This is a genomic window from Amycolatopsis speibonae, assembly GCF_042647925.1.
Classification (GTDB): Bacteria; Actinomycetota; Actinomycetes; order Mycobacteriales; family Pseudonocardiaceae; genus Amycolatopsis; species Amycolatopsis speibonae.
The window spans coordinates 13,485-32,212 of record NZ_JBHRWK010000048.1; the positions used below are offsets into that span (position 1 = coordinate 13,485).

The following is an 18,728-nucleotide window of genomic DNA, read 5'->3' on the forward strand; positions in this document are numbered from 1 at the left end:
AATCAGCGGAGGGGGTCGAAGGGGCGCAAGGCCTCGGGCTGTTTGCCGGTGGTGATGTGCTCGGCCAGAAGCCGTCCGGTGACCGGTCCGTGGGTCAGCCCCCACATCCCGTGCCCACCCGCGACGTAGAGCCCGGGCGTGCTCGTCGCACCGATCACGTGCCGTCCGTCGGTGGTGACCGGACGGGAGCCGACCCATTCGTCGGTGCGCCGGTCCCAGTCCAGGCCGGTGAGGAACGGCCGCGCCGAGTCGACGATCGCGGCGATCCGGTCCGGATCCAGTGGCGCGTCCGGTTTCCGGAACTCCATCGTCCCGGCCACGCGGAAGCCGCCGCGGTACGGCGTGCACGCCACGCGGATGTCCGGAAGGTAGAGCGGCCCTGACACCGGACGGTCGGTCGGCACGGTGAACGAGTAACCGCGTCCTGCGCGCACGGGGGCTTTCACACCCCACTTCCGGCCAAGGTTCCCCAGCCAGGCCCCGGTCGCCAGCACGACCGCGTTGGCGTTCACCGTCTGGCCCGTGGTCGAGCGCACGCTCAGCGCGTGGCGGTGCGCGCGCAGGGACGCGACTTCGAACCGGTGCCGGATCGTCCCGCCCCGGCTGACCACCGCCCGCGCCAGCGACTCGGTGAACCGGCCGGGGTCCACGTAGCGCTGCCCGTCGATCCGGACACCGGCGCCGAGCTTCGCCGTCGCCTGAGGGAATCGCTCCGCGAGTTCGGCCGCGGTGAGCCGGGTATAGGAGATGTCTTGTCCGGCCTCGCCGATGCGCCGCAGCTCCGTGATCAGGCCCGCGGCTTGGTCGGCGGTCTCGAACGCCGCCGTGATCGGCGCTTCGACGGTCGGAGCGTCCACGCCGTTCGCGGTGAGGACGTCGAAGGCCTCCAGGCATTCGACGTTCAGCGGCAGATTCGCCTCGACGGCACGGGTCCACGATCGACCGGTGCAGTTCGCGGCGAACCGGGCGAGGAACGACCACAGCCGCGGGTCGGGGGACGGCGGGACGTGGAGCGGAGCCTGCCGGTCCAGCAGTGTCCGCAATCCGTAGCGCAGGACGCCGGGTTCGTTGAGCGGGATCGCAAGCCCGGGGGAGAGCCAGCCGGCGTTGCCCCACGACGAGCCCGCCGCGATGCCTTCGCGGTCCACCACCGTGACGCCGACCCCGCGTTCCTGCAGGAACCACGCGGTCGAGAGGCCGACCACGCCGGCGCCGATCACGATCGCCGAACGCGGGACGCCGTCGATCCGGTCGAGATCGCCCATGAGTTCCTCCGCTGCGCGAGTGGTGCTGTCGCGGTCAGGATGACTCGGAACCGGTCGGCGGCGATTGTCCGGATTCGACAATCCAAGCGCGTGGTTTTGGCCGGAACGGTCAAGGGGCGGGGTCGGACACGGCCAGTTCGATGATCATCGCCAGCCGTTTCGCAGGCTGGTCGAGCCGGAGTTCGGTCACTTCGGCCATCTTCCGCAGCCGGTAGCGGATCGTGTTGGGGTGCACGTCCAGCCGCTCGGCGGCCTCCGCGAGATCCCCTTGCGCCTCGAGCCAGGCGCGCAGGGTCGCGACGTAGCTGGTGGCGTTCGCGCTGTCGTGGTGCCGCAACTCGGTGATCGGACCACGGGCCGGTGCCCGGCCGGACGCCGCGGCGGCCCGCAGCCGCTGCACCAGGATGTCGTCCCAGGCCTCGTCGTAGGCGATCGCGGATTTCGTACCGGGCCGCACGTCGTGGAGCGCGAGGCACTCGTCGGCTTCCCGCCTGCTGGCCGGTAGCTCCGAGGACACCGCACCCGCCCCGATCCCGGCCAGCATCGTCACTTGACCGGGCAGCGCCTCGCGGATCGAACCGACCCACGCCCTGGCCGCCGCGACCTCGTCCCCGGGCAAGACGGTGTAGACGGTGTTGCTGAACAACGTGCTGCGACCCGGTCGTGACCAGCCGAAACCGGTGGTCGCCCGGTCGAACGCGAGCAGGAGCGCGGCATGGCGCTCGTCGCGGATGTGAGCCTGCAGAGCGATCACCCGGAACCGGCCGGGAGGCAGGCCGAGCCTGCTGAGCACGGCCGCCGCGTCCGGGGTGCCCTCCAGCAGCCGCGTCACCAGATCGGATTCGACCTGCCGCTCCAGATCCGCGCTCGCCCGGGAGCGCAGCAGGTGGAGGCCTACCGTGCGCGAACTGTCCCGCAGCACCGCACGCCGGACTTCGGTCAGCGGCTGATCGCATTCCACCCAGATCGAGCCCAGCGCCTCCCGGCCCGCGCGGACCGCGACCACCATGCGCCCGGTCAGCCCGTGTTCGGGATCGCCCTCGACGAACAACGGTTCGTCGGATCCGGCGAGGTGCCCGAACACACCCCGGCGTTCGAACAGTTCGCGGACCGGCTCCGGTACGCGCCTGCCCAGGATCGTCTCCAGCCGCGCCCGGTCGGCCTGGTGCTGGCGGCTGGAGTAGGCCAGGACCCGCGAGAGCCGATCCTCGATGGTCACCGCGCTGCCGAGCGCGTCCGCCAGGCTGTCGGCCAGCGCGAACAGGTCGGTCGGTCCGCGACCCGACTCGGTCTCCCGGCCTTCGAGCACGAGCCCATAGACGACGCCGGCGAGCTGGCCCCAGGACACGTCCGGCTCCACCAGCAGCACCGCGACACCGCCGCTCTCCGCACGCGTGGCCGCTTCCGGGGCCAGTGGCAGTGACCCGCGGACCAGGACGACCGACGCGTGCGCCGCCGCGGCCAGCTCGACGGCCGCGGTGATCGAGTCCGTCCCGACGGCGAGGAAGACGTCCCCGCGTGGATCACGCGGGTCGGCGGCGTCGTGCATCACCACATCGCTCAACGCCACCTCGCGCGAAACGGGGCAGCAGCACAACCGTGCCCCGTATCCACCGAGGACGTTCACGAGCCGATCCAGCGACACCATGGGCTCGTTCTTACTCCATCCGCAGCGGAGACACGCAGTCCTGGGACGAAACGGCCGACATCGTGGAAGATCTTCGAAAAATCCGTGAGGCGGTGTCGGATCGGGGCGATCGTGTTCGTAGCAGAGATGAAGCTGACGACCACGCCCTGACCGGCCGAGCGTCTCGACACCACAGGAGAGGATCTTCCGATGCAGTACCTGGTTTCCGTGATCGATGACAAGAGCAATCCCGGCAGCACCGACAGGCAGCCCGCCATCAGCGCGTTCAACGAACGACTGATCGCCGACGGCTACTGGGTTTTCGCGGGTGGGCTCGCGGACACCGGCGCGGCCACGGTCGTCGACAACCGGGGGGAGCAGGCGGTGTTCAGCGACGGGCCTTTCGTGGAGTCGAAGGAGTACCTCGCCGGCGTCTGGGTGTGGGAGGCCCCCGATCTGGATGTGGCGCTGAAGCTCGCCACCGAGGCGTCGAAGGTCTGCGACCGGAAGATCGAGGTGCGACCGTTCCAGTGAGCGCCATCGACGACGCGATCGACCGTGCCCACCACGAAGAGTGGGCCCGGGTGGTCGCCGCCCTGACCAGGCGCTTCGGCGACCTCGACATCGCCGAGGAGTCGGCCGCCGAAGCGTTCGCGACCGCTGTCGAGCGGTGGCCCGCCGACGGGGTGCCCCCGAACCCCGGCGCCTGGCTGACCACCACCGCCAACCGCAAGGCCCTCGACCGGATCCGGCGCGAGAACAAACGCCACGACAAACAGAAGGAGGCTCGGATGGTGTACGACGACGGCCCGGCCGAGTCTCTCGGCGTCATCGACGACGATCGGCTGCGGCTGATCTTCACCTGCTGTCACCCGGCGTTGGCGATGGAAGCCCGGGTCGCGTTGACGCTGCGCCTGGTCGGCGGTCTGACCGTGCCCGAGATCGCCCGTGCCTTCCTGGTGGCCGAGAGCGCCATGGGGCAGCGGATCACCCGGGCGAAGGCCAAGATCAAGGCGGCTCGCATCCCGTATCGCGTGCCGTCCGTCGAGGATCTCCCGGCGCGGGTCTCCAGCGTGCTCACCGCCCTCTTCCTCGTGTTCAACGAGGGCTATCTGGCCACCGGTGCCGACACCGATCCGCTCCGTCATGACCTGACCGCCGAGGCGATCCGGCTCACCCGCCTGATCCAGGTCCTCCTGCCGGACGACGGCGAGGTGGCGGGGCTGCTGGCGTTGATGCTCCTCACCGAGGCCCGCCGCCCCGCCCGAGTCTCGGGCGGCGGCGAACTGGTCGCCCTCGACGAGCAGGACCGTGGCGCCTGGGACGCGGCCCTGATCGCCGAAGGGCACGGGCTGGTGCGCGAACGGCTCGCCGCTGGGGTGGCTCCGGGCCGGTATCAGATCCTCGCCGCGATCAACGCCGTGCACACCTCCGCCCGCGACATCCGCGACACCGATTGGTCGCAGGTCCTCGCCCTCTACGACCAGCTCGTCCGCCTCGACTCCTCGCCGATCGTCGCCCTGAACCGGGCGATCGCGGTCGCCGAGCTTGACGGCCCGGAGGTGGCGCTGGCGGCCGTCGATCGCCTAGAGGACAGGTTGGCCGGCTATCACCCCTTCCACGTCACCCGTGCCGACCTGCTGCGCCGGCTCGCCCGCGGTCAGGAGTCGCGAGCGGCCTACGACAAGGCCATCGAACTGGCGGGCAACACCGCGGAGACCGCCTACCTGATCCGCCGCCGCGACCAACTGCGGTGACCGGGATCCTCTGGTGGGCTCGGCGCGTCCGCCGGTGCCGCGAGCGCCGGGCGAGCGACACGACGCGAGGCACGCTCGCCGAATTCGACACCCGCGCGAACACGCTGACCCGCAAGCTGCCCGCGGGTGCTTACCCGCACGGCATCGCGGTCACCCAGGACGGCTCACACGCCTATGTGGTGCTTTCCGGGCAGGCTGCCGTCGCTTACGTCGACCTGCGTAGCTGAACTCCGGGCCTCGAACACGTGCGGCCCGGGGCGGCGACCAGGTGATCGGTCGCCGCCCCGGGCCGTGTCCGTTTTCGGAGCGCCGCGGTCTACTTCGTACAGTGGATCCCGGCTTCACCGCGGTACATCACGAAGCTGATCTTCACCGAGTAGAGGTGAATGGTCACGCACTGATCGGGCGTGTACCCGTAAGCGGACGCATGGTCATAGGCCTGCTGCAACGCCGTCCGCTTGGCCGACGCCGCCGTCTTCTCGACGGTCGTCCCGAGGAACGCGCGGGTCTCCTGGACGCTCGTCGAGGCACTCGCCACCGTCGGCACGAGTGTCATGAGCCCCGCGAGGACCGCGGCCCCCGTGGTGCGGGCAATCGTTCTGGTCATGCTTCCCTCTCTTCGGTCTTCGGCTGGTGCGGTGGACGGCGGCGTCAGCGCTGGCAGTAGAGCCAGACCGTCGCGCTGTAGTAGCCCATGTTCGACCGGACGTCGAAGCTGCGGCGGTAACACTGCGAGTCCAGCCAGCCCGTGTTGCGCGCGAAGGTGCGGGCGACGCGTTCCGCCGACGCGACGGCGTCCGCCGGATACGGGCCGATGCCGCTGCCGTGGAAGTCGCCGGTCTCCACGGCGAAAGCCGGCGGCGCCGACAGGGTCACCGCGGCCACCGCCAGGGCCGCTGCGGTCAGCAATTTCTTCATGGGAACTCCCCCTCCAGGACGTCAGCCAGCATTGACTGACTCCCCTCAGTCATTCATCTCAGCTAACGTGGAAGACGTTAAGGGAGCGCCTTCGCGGTTGTCAATCCCAGATGAACGGGAAACCGACTGGCATTCATTTCAGCTTACGGACGTGATGATGACCGAACCACGGGCGACCACGCTCACCAGCCGGATCGACCGCCTCTTCCAGGTGGTCCGGCGGCCCAACGGAGAGCAGCACAGTCACGAGGAGGTGGCGCGGGCCTGCCGGGAGAGCACCGGTGAGTCGTTCTCCGCCGCCTACCTCTGGCAACTGCGGACGGGCCGCAGGGACAACCCGACCAAGCGGCACCTCGAAGCGCTCGCGGGGTTCTTCCAGGTGCCGCCCGCGTACTTCTTCGACGACGAACAGGGGAGGGCCCTTGCCGAAGAGATCGAATTGCTGGGAGCGTTGCGCAACAACGCGGTGCGCAACCTGGCGTTGCGCGCGGTGACGCTGTCCGAGGAGGGGCTCGGGACCGTGGCCGACATCGTCGAGGCGATCAGTCGGCGCGAGTCCAAGCGGGACCAGGGGGAGTAGCCATGTTCGGCAGGAAGAGCACGCTCTGGCGCAGATGCGAGCGAATCGCGTCCGCCGTGCGACTACCGGATCCGTTCGACGTCACCACGTTGTTCGGTGAGGTCGCGGCGATGCGGGGGCGGCCGATCGAACTGGTCGCGCTCGACGCGCGGCCGGGAGCGCCTTGCGGGGTACTCGCGGCGACCGATCGAGCGGACTACATCTTCTACACGCGGGACACGTCTCCGTTGCACCAGCGGCACATCCTGCTGCACGAACTCGGTCATCTGCTGTGCGGGCACGTCGAAGGCGAGATGCTGCCGGAGACGGTCGCCGCGATGGTCACACCCAGCCTGTCGGTGGACCTGGTCCGCCGGGTCCTCGGCCGCACGACCTACGCGCAAGAGCAGGAGAAGGAGGCTGAACTCGTGGCGTCGTTGCTCATGCGCCGCGCGGTGAGCACCGGGCCCGGCTCCGATCGGCTGCGCCACGCCCTCGGTTCATGATCAGTTACCTGTCCGCCGGACTGCTGGCGCTGATCGGCCTCGCCCGGCTGATGACGGTTCGCACCGGGCCGAGACACCTGGCCACGTTCTTCCTCAGTATGGCGGCAGGCCTCGCCGTCTCCGCCGACGCCACGGTCCGGCTGCTCGGCGACGACCTGCTCCCGCGGCTGGTCACGAATGCGCTGCAACTGCTCGCGATGCGCGCGCTGGTGCAACTGGTCCGCAGTACGCGGTCCCCGGAAAAGCCGACGGCGTTCTGGCCGATCGTGCTGTGCTGGGCGCTGATGATCCTGTGCTACCTGGACTTCGCCCCGCATCGGTTCGAGGCGGGCACCTCGGATTTCCAATGGCGCTGGAGCATCGTCACGTATCAGGTGGTCCTCACGTCGTACGCGGTCACGTGCCTGGTCCTGTTCATCCGCACCCTGGCCCGCAGTGTCGCCGTCCGTCCACGGGGGACGTTCCGGACCGGCCTGCGGATCCTCGTCTGCGCCGCCGTCGCGACCATCGGATGGGTGCTGTTCTCCGGGCTTCCCTCGCTGTGGCTGGAGATCACCGACCTCGCGGACCTCGACTTCTTGCCGAACGCCCGCCTTCTCGGACTCTGCGCGATGGTGCTGTGGGTCCTCGGCGGACTGTTCACCACCTGGGACGGCGCTCTCCGGCTGGCGCGCGCGTGGCGGAGGATCCGGGCGGTGACACCGCTGTGGAAGGAACTCGTCGCCGCCCATCCGCAGATCGCCCTGCCCGTGCGCCACGACATCGAGTTCACGCTGTACCGCCGGGTGATCGAGATCCGGGACGGCCTCCTGGCGTTGCGGGCGCACGTCCCGCCGCACCTCGGGGACTGGCTGCGCACCCCGGTCGACGAACCCACGCGCGCCGCGGCCGAACTCGCGGCGGCGCTGGTGATGCGCGAAGCCGGCCGGAGCTGGCCACAGCGACCGGTCGCACCGGACGAGGCTTACGCCGGCATGCGCGACGAAAGCGCCTGGCTGAGCGCTGTGTCGTCCGCGTTCAAGAACTCCCTCGTCGTACGGGAGGTGCGGGACCGCGCGGTGGCGGAGGTCAGGTGATCTTGGCGAGCCTGTCCACCAGCAGCTCCACCCTCTGCTCGGCGTACTCCGGTGGCAGCCGTCCCGCCTTGGACAGGGTCGCCAGCCCGTGCAGGGCCGCCCAGAACACCTCGGTGAACACCCCCGGGTGGACGCCGCCCCCGGCGACCTCGGCGAGGCTTTCCAGTAGGGCCGCGAAGGCGTCCTTCAGCTGCTCCGGGGTGTCTTCCTGTGCGAACGCCAGGCCACCGTCGAGCTGGAACATGGCGTCGTAGACCGCCGGGTTGCGCACGGCGAAGTCGAGGTAGCCGCGAGCGAGGGCGGTGACCCGGGCGCGAGGGCTGTCCATGACGGCCGTCTCGGCCCGCAGAGCCGCGGCCATCTCGGAGGCACCTTCGAGGGCGACGGCGCCGATGATCTCGCGCTTGCCGCGGAAATGGCTGTAGAGCACAGGCTGGCTGTAGTCGATGCGTTCGGCGAGCCGACGGGTGGTGACCGCGTCCCAGCCCTGCTGCTCGGCGAGTTCACGGGCTGTCGCCACGATGAGCCGCTCTCGTTCCGCTCGTTCGCGCTGCTTGCGTTCCTGTACCGACATGACTTGATACTAGCACTGCTAGACAAGCGAGCGGTAGTAGTACTAGCGTTGCCTCATCACCTAGCAGCACTAGATTTCAGGGAGAGGTCAGCATGTTCAACGCACTCGAGGTCTTCACTGTCGTGGTCGTCGGCCTGATGGTGGGGGTGGAGTTTTCCGTCGCCTTCGTCATGAACCGGATCTTCAACGGACTCCCCGAGGACAGTGCTCAACTCGGCCGCGCCCACGGGGGCCGCATGCTCGGCGCCGTGATGCCGTTCTGGTACATCGGCTCGCTCATCCTGAGCGCGGCCTGGGCGTTCGCCGGCTGGCATCGGCCCGGCGCCGGTCTCGTCGTCATCGCCGCCGCGCTCCTGATCGTGAGCGTGCTCATGTCGATCCTGCTGCTCGTCCCGATCAACAACCGGAGCAAGACGTGGACTCCCGAGAACCGGCCCGAGGACTGGAAAGAGCAGATGAACCGCTGGGATCGCTTCCACTACGCCCGCGTCGCCGTCATCATCGCCGCCTTCGCCCTGCTTGCCACCGCTGCCGCCGCCTAGGGATCGTAGTGACAACCTAGCGTTTGCTTGGTTCTGCTACGCTCCCCTCACCGCCGAGAGGAGAACAGCGTGCCCGTCAGCTTCGACATGGCAGGCCGGGTCGTCCTGGTCACCGGGGGAGCGCGCGGTGTCGGGGACGGCATCGTGGCGACCTTCCTCGAGGCAGGCGCGGAGGTCGAGATCTGCGGTCGTACGGCGCCCGAGGAGCTTCGCGAGGTCGACGGCCGCCGTCCTCGGTTCGAGCGGGTAGACGTCCGCGAGGCCGAACAGGTCCAGCGGTGGCTCCACGTGGTCGGCGAGCGGCATGGCCGGGTCGACGTCGTGGTCAACAACGCCGGAGGCGCGCCGTTCGCGCAGTTCGCCGACGCGTCTCCGCGGTTCCATCAGAAGATCAGCGACCTCAACTTCATGGCGGCCGCCCACGTGCTCCACGCGGCATACCCGCTGCTGCGGGCGACAGCGGAGTCTTCCGTCGTCAACATCACCTCGATCTCGGCGCGCCGGCCGAGTCCGGGCACCGCCGTGTACGGCGCGGCGAAAGCGGCGCTGGAAAGCCTGACGGGCAGTTTGGGGGTCGAGTGGGCCCCCGAGGTGCGGGTGAACGCGGTCAGCTGCGGACTGGTGGAAACACCCGGTTCCACGGATCACTACGGCGATCCCGCACAGCGTGAGTCGGTCGCGCGGACCATCCCGAGAGGACGGTTCGCGACTCCGGCCGAGATCGGCCGGGCCTGCCTGTTCCTCGCTTCACCGTTGGCGAGCCATGTGACCGGCGCGGTGCTGAACGTCGACGGCGGCGGGGAGTGGCCGGCCTTCCTGCAGCACACCCCGAACAGCTAATCTCCGGCCTGGCGCAAAAGCGCCGGTGATTCCGGGCGTCCGTCGAGGACACGGTTGGTTCGAACCGTGACCGCCCAGCCGTTTTCCTCGCGACACAGACGCCAATGGTTGGCGGTGGCCCGGCGTACGACGAAACGCCCGCCCTCGTGCACGATCATCAGCGAATGGCAGACGGCGACAGCGTTGTCTCCCTTGATCGTCACGTGGGGTGGACCCACGAAATGCGCGCAGCCGCCTTGGATCCAGCGCTGATGCCCGGTCGAACGCACCATGGCGGAGATCGCGGCCTGGCCGTCGAGGAAGATCTCGTCGACGTCGTAGCACCCGTCCGCAGTCCAGAGCGCGGCCACTTCGTCGGCGGCGCCGCTGTCCACGAGCGGTCCATAGGAGGCGATCAGGCGGCGGATCGCGGCCTCGTCCTCAAGTTTGTTCAACCGCGCTTCGAGCGCGGCCAGACGTTCTTCGGTCATCGGCTCGCCAATCCGGCCAGCGCGGCCAGTTGTTCGCGGTAGTGCTCGGCGTCGCGCGCCGCGACGCTCGTGCTGACGATCGTCGCGCCCGCGGCGGCGGCCCGCTCCAGCCGCCGGGCGGTACCGCCGGGATCGCCGATCGGGTCGACCGGGCGGCCTGCTCCGAGAACGACGTCGAACCCGGGTGGGCGTTCGACGTCGGCGAGGAAGCGTGCCGCTTCGTCGTGGCTCAGTCCGAACGGCACCCAGCCGTCGCCGAAGGTGATGGCCCGGCGCAAGGAGCGAACAGTCCGGCCGCCGACCCACAGCGGTACCCGTGGCTGCACCGCGTGGGGCTCGACCACGAAATCGGCGTAGTCGTAGTGCGCGCCGTGAAATTCGGGCAGGCGCCGGGACAATCCGGCGCGAAGAGCCGCGATCGCCTCGTCGGCCCGTGCGCCGCGGTCGGCGAACGGCGCGCCCAGAAGACCGAACTCCTCTTCCAGACTGCCCACGCCGAGTCCGAGCACGAGCCGGCCGCGGCTCACCACGTCGAGCGTGCCGAAGCGCTTGGCGATCGCGAGCGGGTGGTGGTAGCCGAGGACGAGGACCTGGGTCGCGAGCCGGATCCGGCGGGTGCGCGCGGCGAGATAGCCGAAGGTGGCCAACGGATCCCAGTAGGTCGCGCCGCGGACCGCCGCCATGTCGGCCGGGACGGCCACGTGCTCGCTGCAGGTGAGGTGGTGGAAGCCGAGGTCGTCGGCGGTCTCGGCGATCCGCGCCAGCTCGTCGATGCCCGCGTCCCGTTCCCATGCCGAAGCGACGCCGGGGACCGCGGTGACCACCGGGCTGACGATGCCGATCTTCATGGGACCGCAGTGAACCGCGCGCGGCTCGGACGTGGGGAGACGGTCCCGCTCAGTGAAAGAATGAATTTCAGTTCTGCTCTTTCGCCCGAGGTCGGACGGCTGCTAATCTCCATCTAGAATTCATTTCAGTTTTAGGAGGTTCGCGATGAGCGTCACCACCGTCGAAGCGCCTGGAACGGACCACCGCGACCCGCTTCCGCCGTCGATGGTCGAGCGGATGACGCTCATCCTCGACGCCTTCCCGGGCCGCTTCGCGCGGCTCACGCTGGAGGACGTCGCCCGGGGAACGCGGCTGCCGAGGTCGACCGCGCACCGGATCCTCGACCAGCTGGTCACCCTGAACTGGCTGGACCATTCAAGTCTCGGGTACTCGCTCGGGCGCCGGGCGCTGCACCTCGGCGGGGACGAGTACGCGCACGGCGAACTGCGGGCTTCGGCCGCTCCGCTGGTGCACGAGCTGATGGTGCGGACCGGGATGACCGTGCACCTCGCCGTCCTGGACGAGGGCAGGGTGCAGTACCTGGACAAACTCGGCGGCCGGACCGCGACCACCGTGCCGTCGCGGGTCGGCGGCCACGCCCCGGCGTCCTCGACCGCGCTGGGCAAAGCGATGCTCGCCGCGCTTCCCGCCGAGAACGTGGACGACCTCGTCGGTGCCCGGCCCGCCGCCCGCACCGCGCACAGCATCGCGGATCTCGGTGTACTGCACCAGGAACTGAACCGGATCCGGGACCGGGGCGGGGTCGCTTACGAGCGAGGAGAATGCTTCCCGGGCATCGCTTGTGTAGCCGCCGCCGTACACGGTCCGGAGGGACCCGTCGGCGCGATCTCCTTGGTAGGTGACCTGAAGGCGCCGCTGGAGCGGCTCGCTCCACTGGTCGCGCATGCCACGCACCGGGTTTCGGCCCTGCTGTTCCCCGGCAGGCCCGGACGTCGTGCAGGCGCTGTCCGGGCCGCTTGCTGAGCCGGGATCAGCCCCAGTGGTCGCCCCAGCCCCACCGGGCCGGGGCGACCCGTTCGTGTGCGCTGTGCACGCCGAAGCCGCCGCGGAAGAAGAGCATCGGGCGATCGCCGTCGAGCGTCTCCAGTTCCAGCACCCGGCCCACCACGACGTCGTGGTCGCCCGCCTCGTGCACCGTGTGGACCTCCGCGTGCACCCGGAGCAGCACCCCCGCCAGCGCGGGGGTGTCCCACCTCGAGACCGTCCACTCCAGACCGTCGTACTTCCGCCCGTTCCGCGAACCGAAGCGGGCGCACAGTTCGCCTTGTTCCTCGGCGAGCACGTGCACGGTGAACCGGCCCGCGTCGCGGATCCTCGGCCAGGCGCGGCCGCGATGGTCGGCGCAGAACAGGACCAGCGGAGGGTCGAGCGAAACGGACGCGAAAGACTGGCACGCGAACCCGACCGGTTCGGCTTCGTGCAGGCCGGTCACCACCGTGACCCCGGTCGCGAAACCGCCCAGCGCGCGGCGCATCTCGGCCGGACTGGGCTCACTCGTGCGGATCGTGCTGCTCATGGGCCGACGTTAGGACGGTCCGCCGTGACCGCGCCGCCGCCGTCCCGCTCAGTGACTCGCTCCCGGTCATCGGGATCACGGCACCGTTGCCGCGCAAAGGATTCCTACGGTGACCCGGTGAGTGAGCTGACCTACGAGAGCACGCTGCGGGAGCTTTCGACCGAACAGGGCGTGCTGAGATACCACGAGGCCGGGGACGGTCCGCCGCTGCTGTTGCTGCACGGCTCCGGCCCCGGCGTGACCGGCTGGCGCAACTTCCGCGGCAATCTCCCGGCCCTCGCGGCGCATTTCCGTTGCCTGGTCCTGGAATTCCCCGGATTCGGGGTCAGTGACCCGACCGGGGAGCCGCCGATGGCCGCCGCGTCCGGCGCGGCCGGGCGGTTCCTGGACGGACTGGGACTGGCCGAAGTCGACGTCATCGGGAACTCGATGGGCGGGATCGTGGCGACCCGGACGGCGATCGCGCGGCCGGACCGGGTTCGACGACTGGTGACCATCGGCGGGATGGGCCGCGCCCTGTTCAGCCCGGGCCCCGCCGAAGGGATCAACCTGCTCGTCGAGTTCACCGAGAACCCGACGCGTGAACGGCTGGTGCAGTGGCTGCGTTCCATGGTGCACGACCAGTCGCTGATCACCGACGAACTCATCGAGGAGCGCTGGGCCCAGGCCACCGAGCCGGGCACGCTCGCCGCCGCGAAGAAGATGTACGGGCGAGGTGTCCTGGAGGCGATGGCGGCGGCCGCCGCCCGGTCCGATCAGCCGCCGTACTGGGCGATGCTGCACAAGATCCGGGCCAGGACGCTGATCACCTGGGGCAGGGACGACAGGGTGAGCCCGCTGGACATGGCCCTGGTCCCGATGCGCACCATCCCGGGCGCCGAACTGCACGTCTTCCCCGACTGCGGGCACTGGGCGATGATCGAGCAGAAGTCCGCCTGGGAGAGCACCGTTCTCGCGTTTCTGACCAGGAAGGACTGACCGGATGACCCGGGTTTGGGACCACACCTACGACTTCGTCATCGTCGGCTCGGGCGGCGGCGGGATGACCGCCGCGCTGACCGCGCACGACGCCGGGCTCAGCACCGTCGTCGTGGAGAAGGCCGTGCGATACGGCGGCAGCACCGGTATCTCCGGGGGCGGCATCTGGATCCCGAACAATCCGACCCTGCGCGAGCGCGGGCACGACGACTCACGGCAGTCGATCCGGCGGTACCTCGACGTGCTCACCGAGGGCAAGGTGCCCGCGGCGCGGCTCGACGCCTATGTCGACCACGGTCCGGCGGCGATGGAACTGCTCGGCCGGAGCAAATGGTGGAAGCTCGTCTGGACCAAGGGCTACGCCGACTACCACCCCGAGTACGAAGGCGGCAGGCCGCTCGGAAGGTCGGTCGAACCGAAGCCGTTCGACACCCGCGCGCTCAAGGCGGACGAGGAGTTCCAGCGTCCGAACAGCATGAAGGGCCCGCTCGGGCTCTGGATCACCGCCAAGGACTATCACGACCTGGCCATGGTCAAGCGCACCTGGCAAGGTCGCCGCGCCTCACTGGTCGCGGCCTGGCGGGTGACGTCCAATCTGGTGCGGCGCAGGCATATGGCCACCGGTGGCCGGGCGCTGGTCGCCCGCCTGCGGATGGCGCTCAAGGACGTCGGCATTCCGCTGTGGCTGCGGACCCCGATGACCGAACTCGTCGTCGAGGACGGCCGTGTCGTCGGCATCGCGATCAGCCGTGAAGGACGCACGGAGCACATCCGGGCGAAGCGTGGTGTCCTGCTCGCTTGTGGCGGATTCGACCACAACCCGGTGATGCGCGAGCGGTACCTGCCCGACGGGGCCTCGGCCGACCACAGTCTCGGCGCCAAGGAGAACACCGGCGACGGCATCCGGGCCGGCGCGGCTCTGGGCGCGTCCCTCGGCTTCATGGACGACGCCTGGTGGATGCCGTCCGTCGAACATCCGAGCGGCGCGACCATCCCGCTGGTGTCCGAACGTGCGATCCCAGGTCAGATCATCGTGTCCCAGGACGGCAGGCGCTTCACCAACGAAGCCTCGCCGTACGTCAACTTCGTGCACGACCAGATCGACGGCAAGCACTTCGAGACCTGGTGTGTCATGGACGCCAAGGCGCGCGCACGGTATCCGTTCGCGCAGGTCCTGCCCGGAATGCCGTTCCCTGAAGCGTTTTACACGTCGGGACTGGTACACCGGGCGGAGACGGTGGCGGCGCTGGCCCGCGAGATCGGGATCGCCGAAGATCGTCTCGTCGCCACTGTCGACCGCTTCAACGGCTTCGCCCGGGCGGGCGTCGACGAGCACTTCCATCGCGGCGAAAGCGCGCATGACCGGTACTACGGGGATCCCACGTTGAAGAACCCCAATCTCGACGTGATCGACAAGGCCCCGTTCTACGCCGTGCGCATCCAACTCGGCGATCTGGGCACCAAGGGCGGGCTGGTCTGCGACGAGCACAGCCGCGTGCTCAGGGAAGACGGCACCGAGATCGCCGGGCTCTACGCGACCGGCAATACGACCGCTTCGGTGATGGCGAACGAATACGCGGGCCCGGGTGCGACGATCGGGCCGTCGATCGTCTTCGGGTACGTGGCGGCGCGGCACGCCGCGGCGGGCTGAGCCATGCCGCGGGTGCGGGTGCTGGAGGTGGTGCGCGAGACCGCCGACGCGCGTTCGCTCGTGCTCCAGCCGCTCGATTTCGAGGCGGACTACCGGCCCGGGCAGTTCCTCACCATCAAGGTGCCGGGTGGGGCGGCGAGGTGCTACTCACTCAGCTCGTCGCCCGAGCGGGACGACGAGCTCAAGGTGACCGTGAAGAGGACTCGCGGCGGCTACGCGTCGAACTGGATCTGCGACAACGCCGTCGCGGGTTCCGAGTTCGACGTGCTGCGGCCGGCGGGCACGTTCGTCCCGGCGGGACTGGACCGCGATCTCCTGCTGCTGGCCGGAGGCAGCGGGATCACGCCGGTGCTCTCGATCCTCAAGACGGTTCTGCACGCCGGCACGGGGAAGGTGGCGCTGGTGTACGCGAACAGGGACGAGCGGTCGGTCATCTTCCGCGACGAACTCGTCACGCTCGCCGCCGAGTTCCCGGACCGCTTCACCGTGGTGCACTGGCTCGAATCCGTCCAGGGACGGCCGACGCGCGGTGGTCTCCAGGCACTCGTCGCTAGGTACACCGCACGCGACGCGTTCGTCTGCGGTCCCGGCGCGCTGATGGACCTCGCCGTCGAAACCCTTCAGACGGCCGGATTTCCGGACGAACGGATCAACCTGGAGCGGTTCACGTCGCTCAGCGGCGACCCGTTCGCCGCCTTCGAAGCCGGAACCGGTGACAGGACCGAACTGGAGGTCCGGCTCGACGGCGTCACCACGACGGTCGAGTGGCCTTCCGAGTCGACCCTGCTCGAAGCGGCCATCGCGGGCGGGCTCGACGTGCCGTACTCCTGCCGGGAGGGCTCCTGCGGGGCCTGCGCGTGCTTGCTCCGGGGAGGGACCGTCGCCTTGTCGCACAACGAAGTGCTCGACGACGCCGACCTCGCCGAGGGGATGGTGCTGTCCTGTCAGGCGCGCCCGACCTCACCGACGGTCCAGGTCACTTTCGACGGCTGAGGTGATCCCGGTGAACGGGAGAGGGCCGGACCCGATCCCTGGCCCGGTGACACCGTGACGCCATGCAGTCAGGAGACAAGTCATGACGAACCCGGCACTGGCCGCCGTCGAGGCGCGCGCCGAGGAGATCGCCGCTCTGGGCGAGTCCAACGAGAAGCTCGGCAGGCTGGACGACGCCGCGGCCGCGACCCTGCGCGACACCGGGGTGATCCGGATGCTGCAGCCGGCCGCGTACGGCGGCGCCGAGGCACATCCTCGGGAGTTCGCCGAGACGGTCATGCGGATCGCCTCCCTCGACGGCGCCACCGGCTGGGTGGCGGGCATCGTCGGGGTCCACCCGTGGGAGATGGCCATGTGCGATTCCCGCGTTCAGCAAGAGATCTGGGGTGAGGACAAGGAAACCTGGATCGCTTCGCCGTACGCGCCGATGGGCGTTCTCCGGCCGGTCGACGGCGGCTACCGCTTCTCCGGGCGTTGGCAGTTCTCCTCCGGGACCGACCACTGCGACTGGATCTTCCTCGGCGGTTTCCTCGGCGACGCGGACGGCGCACCGCTCACCCCGCGCCAGAGCTACCACGTGATCCTGCCGCGTGCGGACTACACGATCGTCGAGGACTCCTGGGACGTCGTCGGGCTACGCGGAACCGGGTCGAAGGACATCGTCGTCGAGAACGCGTTCGTGCCGGACTACCGGGTGGTGCCGTTCTCGTCGATGCTCGACGGCTCGGCACCCCGGAACGCCGGGCTGATCAATCCCACTTACCACGTCCCGTTCACCACGATGTTCCCGCTCGGCATCACCAGCGCGGTGATCGGGATCGCCGAGGGCGCGCTCGCCGCCCATCTGGCGTACCAGAAGACCCGGGTCCAGATCACCGGCACTCAGGTCAAGGACGATCCGTACGTGCTGTTCGCGATCAGCGCGGCGGCCGAGGAGATCAAGGCCTCGCGGACGGCGCTGCTGGACAACGCGAGCCGGTTCTACGACAAAGCCGCCGCGGCCGAGGAAGTGACGTTCGAGGAACGTGCCGCCTCGCGGCGCACCCAGGTCGCCGCCGCATGGCGGGCCGTGCGGGCGATGGACGAGGTCGTCGCGCGCTCCGGGGGCAACGGCCTGCGGATGGACAACCCGATCCAGCGTTTCTGGCGCGACGGCCACATGGGCCTCGCGCACGCGATCCACGTGCCGGGCGCGGTGTTCCACGTGGCAGCGCTGACCGGTATCGGCATCACCCCGCCGCCCGGCCCGATGCTCTCGATGATCTAGGAGAAACTCGATGACGAACGACATCCGCGGACTCGGCTATCTCCGGGTGCAGGCCCGCGACGTCGCACGCTGGCGAGAACTCACCGTCGGCGCCCTCGGGTTCGGGGAGACCACCGGCCCGATCGACGATGGGCTCTACCTGCGCATGGACGAACGCGAAGCCCGCCTGATCGTGCTTCCCGGTGACAGCGACCGAGTGCTGGCCGTTGGCTGGGAAGTCCGTGACCAGTTCGCGCTCGCCCGCGTCGCCGAAGCCCTCGCGGCGGCCGGCGTCATGGTGAAGGAGCTTTCCCAGGCGCAGTGCGACGAACGCCGAGTCGAAGCGGCGATCCTGTTTGACGACCCGGCCGGCACTCCCGTCGAGGTCTACTTCGGGCCGGTGCTCGACCACGACGTGGTGCACACCGGCTGGGGCCAGTCCTTCGTGACGGGGGACCAGGGCATGGGGCATGTCGTGCTGCCGACCACGGCGATGGACGAGACTGTCACCTTCTACACCGAAGTGCTGGGTTTCCTGCCCCGCGGCGCCGTCCGCATCGGGGACAAGAAACCCAACGGACAGAGGCCGCGTCGTGTGCGATTCCTCGGCGTGAACCGGCGCCACCACAGCCTGGCCGTCTGTCCGGCGCCGCACGGTGAACCGCCGGGCCTCGTGCACCTGATGGTGGAGGTCGACACCCTCGACGCTGTCGGACGGGCGCTGGACGAGGTGAACAAACGCGGCTTCTCGGTGTCCTCGACGCTGGGCAGGCACACCAACGACAAGATGGTGTCGTTCTACGTGCGGGCTCCTGGTGGTTGGGATCTGGAGTATGGCACCGAGGGCATGTTGGTGGACGAGACCCACTACACGGCTGAGGAGATCACGGCTGATTCGTACTGGGGGCATGACTGGTCGGAGTCTGAGCCGCTGGCCGCTTTCGCTTCGCCTTCGTGACCGGGTTGGTCTTGGTGCCACACGACTCGACCCCTTTTGGTCCGTCGCCGGGATTGCCCGCTCACCACTTGACTCAAGCGGTGAGCGGGCCGGAAGCCGGTGATGCTCAGTGTCGCGTTCGCGACGCCTGTCCCGGCTCGCCTGTGCTCTACCTCTGACGAGGGCTTCGTGATCGAGGGTCCGCCCGTGCCATCAGGGAACGCCTGGGCGCGAAGACCGCGAACATGACGTGGGACCGGGTCCTGGAGCACGTGATCGTCAAGGACGACTCCCTCGGGACAGTTCGCGCCGACAGGAATCCCCAGGTCAACCCGCTGATCGATCAGGCCACCGAGGCCGATGTCCTCAGCCAGCCGCAGCACCGGGACCAGCCCCGCGCACGACACGAGACCCTCATCATCGA

The 18,728-nt window shown here is 69.3% G+C and carries 22 protein-coding genes; 14 read left to right on the top strand and 8 right to left on the bottom strand.

Annotation, left to right across the window (positions count from 1 at the left end; all coding sequences use genetic code 11):
• Positions 1–2: 2 nt before the first annotated feature.
• Both ACFOSH_RS28385 and ACFOSH_RS28390 read right to left on the bottom strand, forming a co-directional pair.
• A complete protein-coding gene (locus ACFOSH_RS28385) occupies positions 3–1,265 on the bottom strand; it encodes an NAD(P)/FAD-dependent oxidoreductase (protein WP_378242130.1) in 1,263 nt (420 codons plus the stop codon).
• Positions 1,266–1,374: 109 nt separating this feature from the next.
• Positions 1,375–2,913, bottom strand: coding sequence for a PucR family transcriptional regulator (locus ACFOSH_RS28390; RefSeq protein ID WP_378242131.1), 1,539 nt, complete (start codon positions 2,911–2,913; stop codon positions 1,375–1,377).
• 189 nt (positions 2,914–3,102) lie between these two features.
• On the opposite strand from ACFOSH_RS28390, the gene ACFOSH_RS28395 reads away from it, so the two are divergent.
• From ACFOSH_RS28395 to ACFOSH_RS28405, 3 genes are read left to right on the top strand one after another with little or no spacing between them, the layout of a single operon-like run.
• Positions 3,103–3,426 carry a YciI family protein gene (locus tag ACFOSH_RS28395; RefSeq protein ID WP_378242132.1) on the top strand — a complete coding sequence of 108 codons (324 nt, stop codon included), beginning with the start codon at positions 3,103–3,105 and terminating at the stop codon, positions 3,424–3,426.
• 5 nt (positions 3,427–3,431) lie between these two features.
• Positions 3,432–4,649, top strand: coding sequence for an RNA polymerase sigma factor (locus ACFOSH_RS28400; RefSeq protein WP_378242153.1), 1,218 nt, complete (start codon positions 3,432–3,434; stop codon positions 4,647–4,649).
• Positions 4,646–4,876, top strand: a complete 231-nt coding sequence (locus ACFOSH_RS28405; RefSeq protein WP_378242133.1) for a YncE family protein — start codon at positions 4,646–4,648, stop codon at positions 4,874–4,876. Before ACFOSH_RS28400 ends, ACFOSH_RS28405 begins: the two co-directional genes overlap by 4 nt.
• Before the next feature lie 89 nt (positions 4,877–4,965).
• Here ACFOSH_RS28405 and ACFOSH_RS28410 read toward each other — a convergent pair whose 3' ends face one another.
• Both ACFOSH_RS28410 and ACFOSH_RS28415 read right to left on the bottom strand, forming a co-directional pair.
• Positions 4,966–5,256 (bottom strand): hypothetical protein, encoded by a 291-nt coding sequence (locus ACFOSH_RS28410; RefSeq protein ID WP_378242134.1) that lies wholly within the window; start codon positions 5,254–5,256, stop codon positions 4,966–4,968.
• Between the two features lie 44 nt (positions 5,257–5,300).
• Entirely contained in the window at positions 5,301–5,567 is a 267-nt protein-coding gene (locus tag ACFOSH_RS28415) for a hypothetical protein (protein WP_378242135.1), read from the bottom strand.
• Positions 5,568–5,724: 157 nt separating this feature from the next.
• Here ACFOSH_RS28415 and ACFOSH_RS28420 point away from each other — a divergent pair, with 157 nt between their 5' ends.
• The 3 genes from ACFOSH_RS28420 to ACFOSH_RS28430 are packed head-to-tail and all read left to right on the top strand — an operon-like array spanning position 5,725 to position 7,708.
• A complete protein-coding gene (locus tag ACFOSH_RS28420; protein ID WP_378242136.1) occupies positions 5,725–6,147 on the top strand; it encodes an XRE family transcriptional regulator in 423 nt (140 codons plus the stop codon).
• Between the two features lie 2 nt (positions 6,148–6,149).
• The gene (locus tag ACFOSH_RS28425) at positions 6,150–6,632 is read left to right on the top strand and encodes an ImmA/IrrE family metallo-endopeptidase (RefSeq protein ID WP_378242137.1); all 483 of its coding nucleotides are present in this window, start codon (positions 6,150–6,152) and stop codon (positions 6,630–6,632) included.
• Positions 6,629–7,708, top strand: coding sequence for an MAB_1171c family putative transporter (locus ACFOSH_RS28430; protein ID WP_378242138.1), 1,080 nt, complete (start codon positions 6,629–6,631; stop codon positions 7,706–7,708). Before ACFOSH_RS28425 ends, ACFOSH_RS28430 begins: the two co-directional genes overlap by 4 nt.
• Here ACFOSH_RS28430 and ACFOSH_RS28435 read toward each other — a convergent pair.
• A complete protein-coding gene (locus tag ACFOSH_RS28435) occupies positions 7,701–8,282 on the bottom strand; it encodes a TetR/AcrR family transcriptional regulator (protein WP_378242139.1) in 582 nt (193 codons plus the stop codon). The genes ACFOSH_RS28430 and ACFOSH_RS28435 overlap by 8 nt on opposite strands.
• Positions 8,283–8,374: 92 nt before the next feature.
• Between ACFOSH_RS28435 and ACFOSH_RS28440 the strand changes: the two genes are divergently transcribed.
• On the top strand, positions 8,375–8,824 hold the full coding sequence (locus tag ACFOSH_RS28440; protein WP_378242140.1) for an anthrone oxygenase family protein: 450 nt from the start codon (positions 8,375–8,377) through the stop codon (positions 8,822–8,824).
• 69 nt (positions 8,825–8,893) lie between these two features.
• Complete coding sequence (locus tag ACFOSH_RS28445; protein WP_378242141.1) at positions 8,894–9,664, top strand: SDR family oxidoreductase; 771 nt, start codon at positions 8,894–8,896, stop codon at positions 9,662–9,664.
• On the opposite strand, the gene ACFOSH_RS28450 is transcribed toward ACFOSH_RS28445, so the two are convergent.
• Together ACFOSH_RS28450 and ACFOSH_RS28455 are read right to left on the bottom strand one after the other, a co-directional pair.
• Positions 9,661–10,134 (bottom strand): nuclear transport factor 2 family protein, encoded by a 474-nt coding sequence (locus ACFOSH_RS28450; protein WP_378242142.1) that lies wholly within the window; start codon positions 10,132–10,134, stop codon positions 9,661–9,663. The genes ACFOSH_RS28445 and ACFOSH_RS28450 overlap by 4 nt on opposite strands.
• Entirely contained in the window at positions 10,131–10,982 is an 852-nt protein-coding gene (locus ACFOSH_RS28455; protein WP_378242143.1) for a TIGR03619 family F420-dependent LLM class oxidoreductase, read from the bottom strand. The genes ACFOSH_RS28450 and ACFOSH_RS28455 overlap by 4 nt, the downstream gene beginning before the upstream one ends.
• Before the next feature lie 145 nt (positions 10,983–11,127).
• On the opposite strand from ACFOSH_RS28455, the gene ACFOSH_RS28460 reads away from it, so the two are divergent.
• Positions 11,128–11,946: an IclR family transcriptional regulator gene (locus ACFOSH_RS28460; RefSeq protein WP_378242144.1), complete on the top strand. Its 819-nt coding sequence runs from the start codon at positions 11,128–11,130 to the stop codon at positions 11,944–11,946.
• 7 nt (positions 11,947–11,953) lie between these two features.
• Here the strand turns inward: ACFOSH_RS28460 and ACFOSH_RS28465 are convergent, their stop codons facing one another.
• Positions 11,954–12,499, bottom strand: a complete 546-nt coding sequence (locus ACFOSH_RS28465; RefSeq protein ID WP_378242145.1) for a flavin reductase family protein — start codon at positions 12,497–12,499, stop codon at positions 11,954–11,956.
• A 117-nt stretch (positions 12,500–12,616) separates the two neighbouring features.
• On the opposite strand from ACFOSH_RS28465, the gene ACFOSH_RS28470 reads away from it, so the two are divergent.
• From ACFOSH_RS28470 to ACFOSH_RS28490, 5 genes are all read left to right on the top strand, one after another.
• Positions 12,617–13,477, top strand: coding sequence for an alpha/beta fold hydrolase (locus tag ACFOSH_RS28470; protein ID WP_378242146.1), 861 nt, complete (start codon positions 12,617–12,619; stop codon positions 13,475–13,477).
• 4 nt (positions 13,478–13,481) lie between these two features.
• Positions 13,482–15,128 (top strand): FAD-binding protein, encoded by a 1,647-nt coding sequence (locus tag ACFOSH_RS28475; protein WP_378242147.1) that lies wholly within the window; start codon positions 13,482–13,484, stop codon positions 15,126–15,128.
• Between the two features lie 3 nt (positions 15,129–15,131).
• Positions 15,132–16,121, top strand: coding sequence for a 2Fe-2S iron-sulfur cluster-binding protein (locus tag ACFOSH_RS28480; RefSeq protein WP_378242148.1), 990 nt, complete (start codon positions 15,132–15,134; stop codon positions 16,119–16,121).
• 82 nt (positions 16,122–16,203) lie between these two features.
• Positions 16,204–17,388, top strand: a complete 1,185-nt coding sequence (locus ACFOSH_RS28485; protein WP_378242149.1) for an acyl-CoA dehydrogenase family protein — start codon at positions 16,204–16,206, stop codon at positions 17,386–17,388.
• A gap of 10 nt (positions 17,389–17,398) precedes the next feature.
• Positions 17,399–18,325 (top strand): VOC family protein, encoded by a 927-nt coding sequence (locus tag ACFOSH_RS28490; protein ID WP_378242150.1) that lies wholly within the window; start codon positions 17,399–17,401, stop codon positions 18,323–18,325.
• Positions 18,326–18,728 lie beyond the last annotated feature (403 nt).

Bases quoted from the DNA above. Each gene is read 5' to 3' on its own strand.
- ACFOSH_RS28385 (WP_378242130.1), bottom strand. From the start codon at position 1,265: ATGGGCGATCTCGACCGGATCGACGGCGTCCCGCGTTCGGCGATCGTG.
- ACFOSH_RS28390 (WP_378242131.1), bottom strand. From the start codon at position 2,913: ATGGTGTCGCTGGATCGGCTCGTGAACGTCCTCGGTGGATACGGGGCA.
- ACFOSH_RS28395 (WP_378242132.1), top strand. From the start codon at position 3,103: ATGCAGTACCTGGTTTCCGTGATCGATGACAAGAGCAATCCCGGCAGC.
- ACFOSH_RS28410 (WP_378242134.1), bottom strand. From the start codon at position 5,256: ATGACCAGAACGATTGCCCGCACCACGGGGGCCGCGGTCCTCGCGGGG.
- ACFOSH_RS28415 (WP_378242135.1), bottom strand. From the start codon at position 5,567: ATGAAGAAATTGCTGACCGCAGCGGCCCTGGCGGTGGCCGCGGTGACC.
- ACFOSH_RS28420 (WP_378242136.1), top strand. From the start codon at position 5,725: ATGACCGAACCACGGGCGACCACGCTCACCAGCCGGATCGACCGCCTC.
- ACFOSH_RS28425 (WP_378242137.1), top strand. From the start codon at position 6,150: ATGTTCGGCAGGAAGAGCACGCTCTGGCGCAGATGCGAGCGAATCGCG.
- ACFOSH_RS28430 (WP_378242138.1), top strand. From the start codon at position 6,629: ATGATCAGTTACCTGTCCGCCGGACTGCTGGCGCTGATCGGCCTCGCC.
- ACFOSH_RS28435 (WP_378242139.1), bottom strand. From the start codon at position 8,282: ATGTCGGTACAGGAACGCAAGCAGCGCGAACGAGCGGAACGAGAGCGG.
- ACFOSH_RS28440 (WP_378242140.1), top strand. From the start codon at position 8,375: ATGTTCAACGCACTCGAGGTCTTCACTGTCGTGGTCGTCGGCCTGATG.
- ACFOSH_RS28450 (WP_378242142.1), bottom strand. From the start codon at position 10,134: ATGACCGAAGAACGTCTGGCCGCGCTCGAAGCGCGGTTGAACAAACTT.
- ACFOSH_RS28455 (WP_378242143.1), bottom strand. From the start codon at position 10,982: ATGAAGATCGGCATCGTCAGCCCGGTGGTCACCGCGGTCCCCGGCGTC.
- ACFOSH_RS28460 (WP_378242144.1), top strand. From the start codon at position 11,128: ATGAGCGTCACCACCGTCGAAGCGCCTGGAACGGACCACCGCGACCCG.
- ACFOSH_RS28465 (WP_378242145.1), bottom strand. From the start codon at position 12,499: ATGAGCAGCACGATCCGCACGAGTGAGCCCAGTCCGGCCGAGATGCGC.
- ACFOSH_RS28475 (WP_378242147.1), top strand. From the start codon at position 13,482: ATGACCCGGGTTTGGGACCACACCTACGACTTCGTCATCGTCGGCTCG.
- ACFOSH_RS28480 (WP_378242148.1), top strand. From the start codon at position 15,132: ATGCCGCGGGTGCGGGTGCTGGAGGTGGTGCGCGAGACCGCCGACGCG.
- ACFOSH_RS28485 (WP_378242149.1), top strand. From the start codon at position 16,204: ATGACGAACCCGGCACTGGCCGCCGTCGAGGCGCGCGCCGAGGAGATC.
- ACFOSH_RS28490 (WP_378242150.1), top strand. From the start codon at position 17,399: ATGACGAACGACATCCGCGGACTCGGCTATCTCCGGGTGCAGGCCCGC.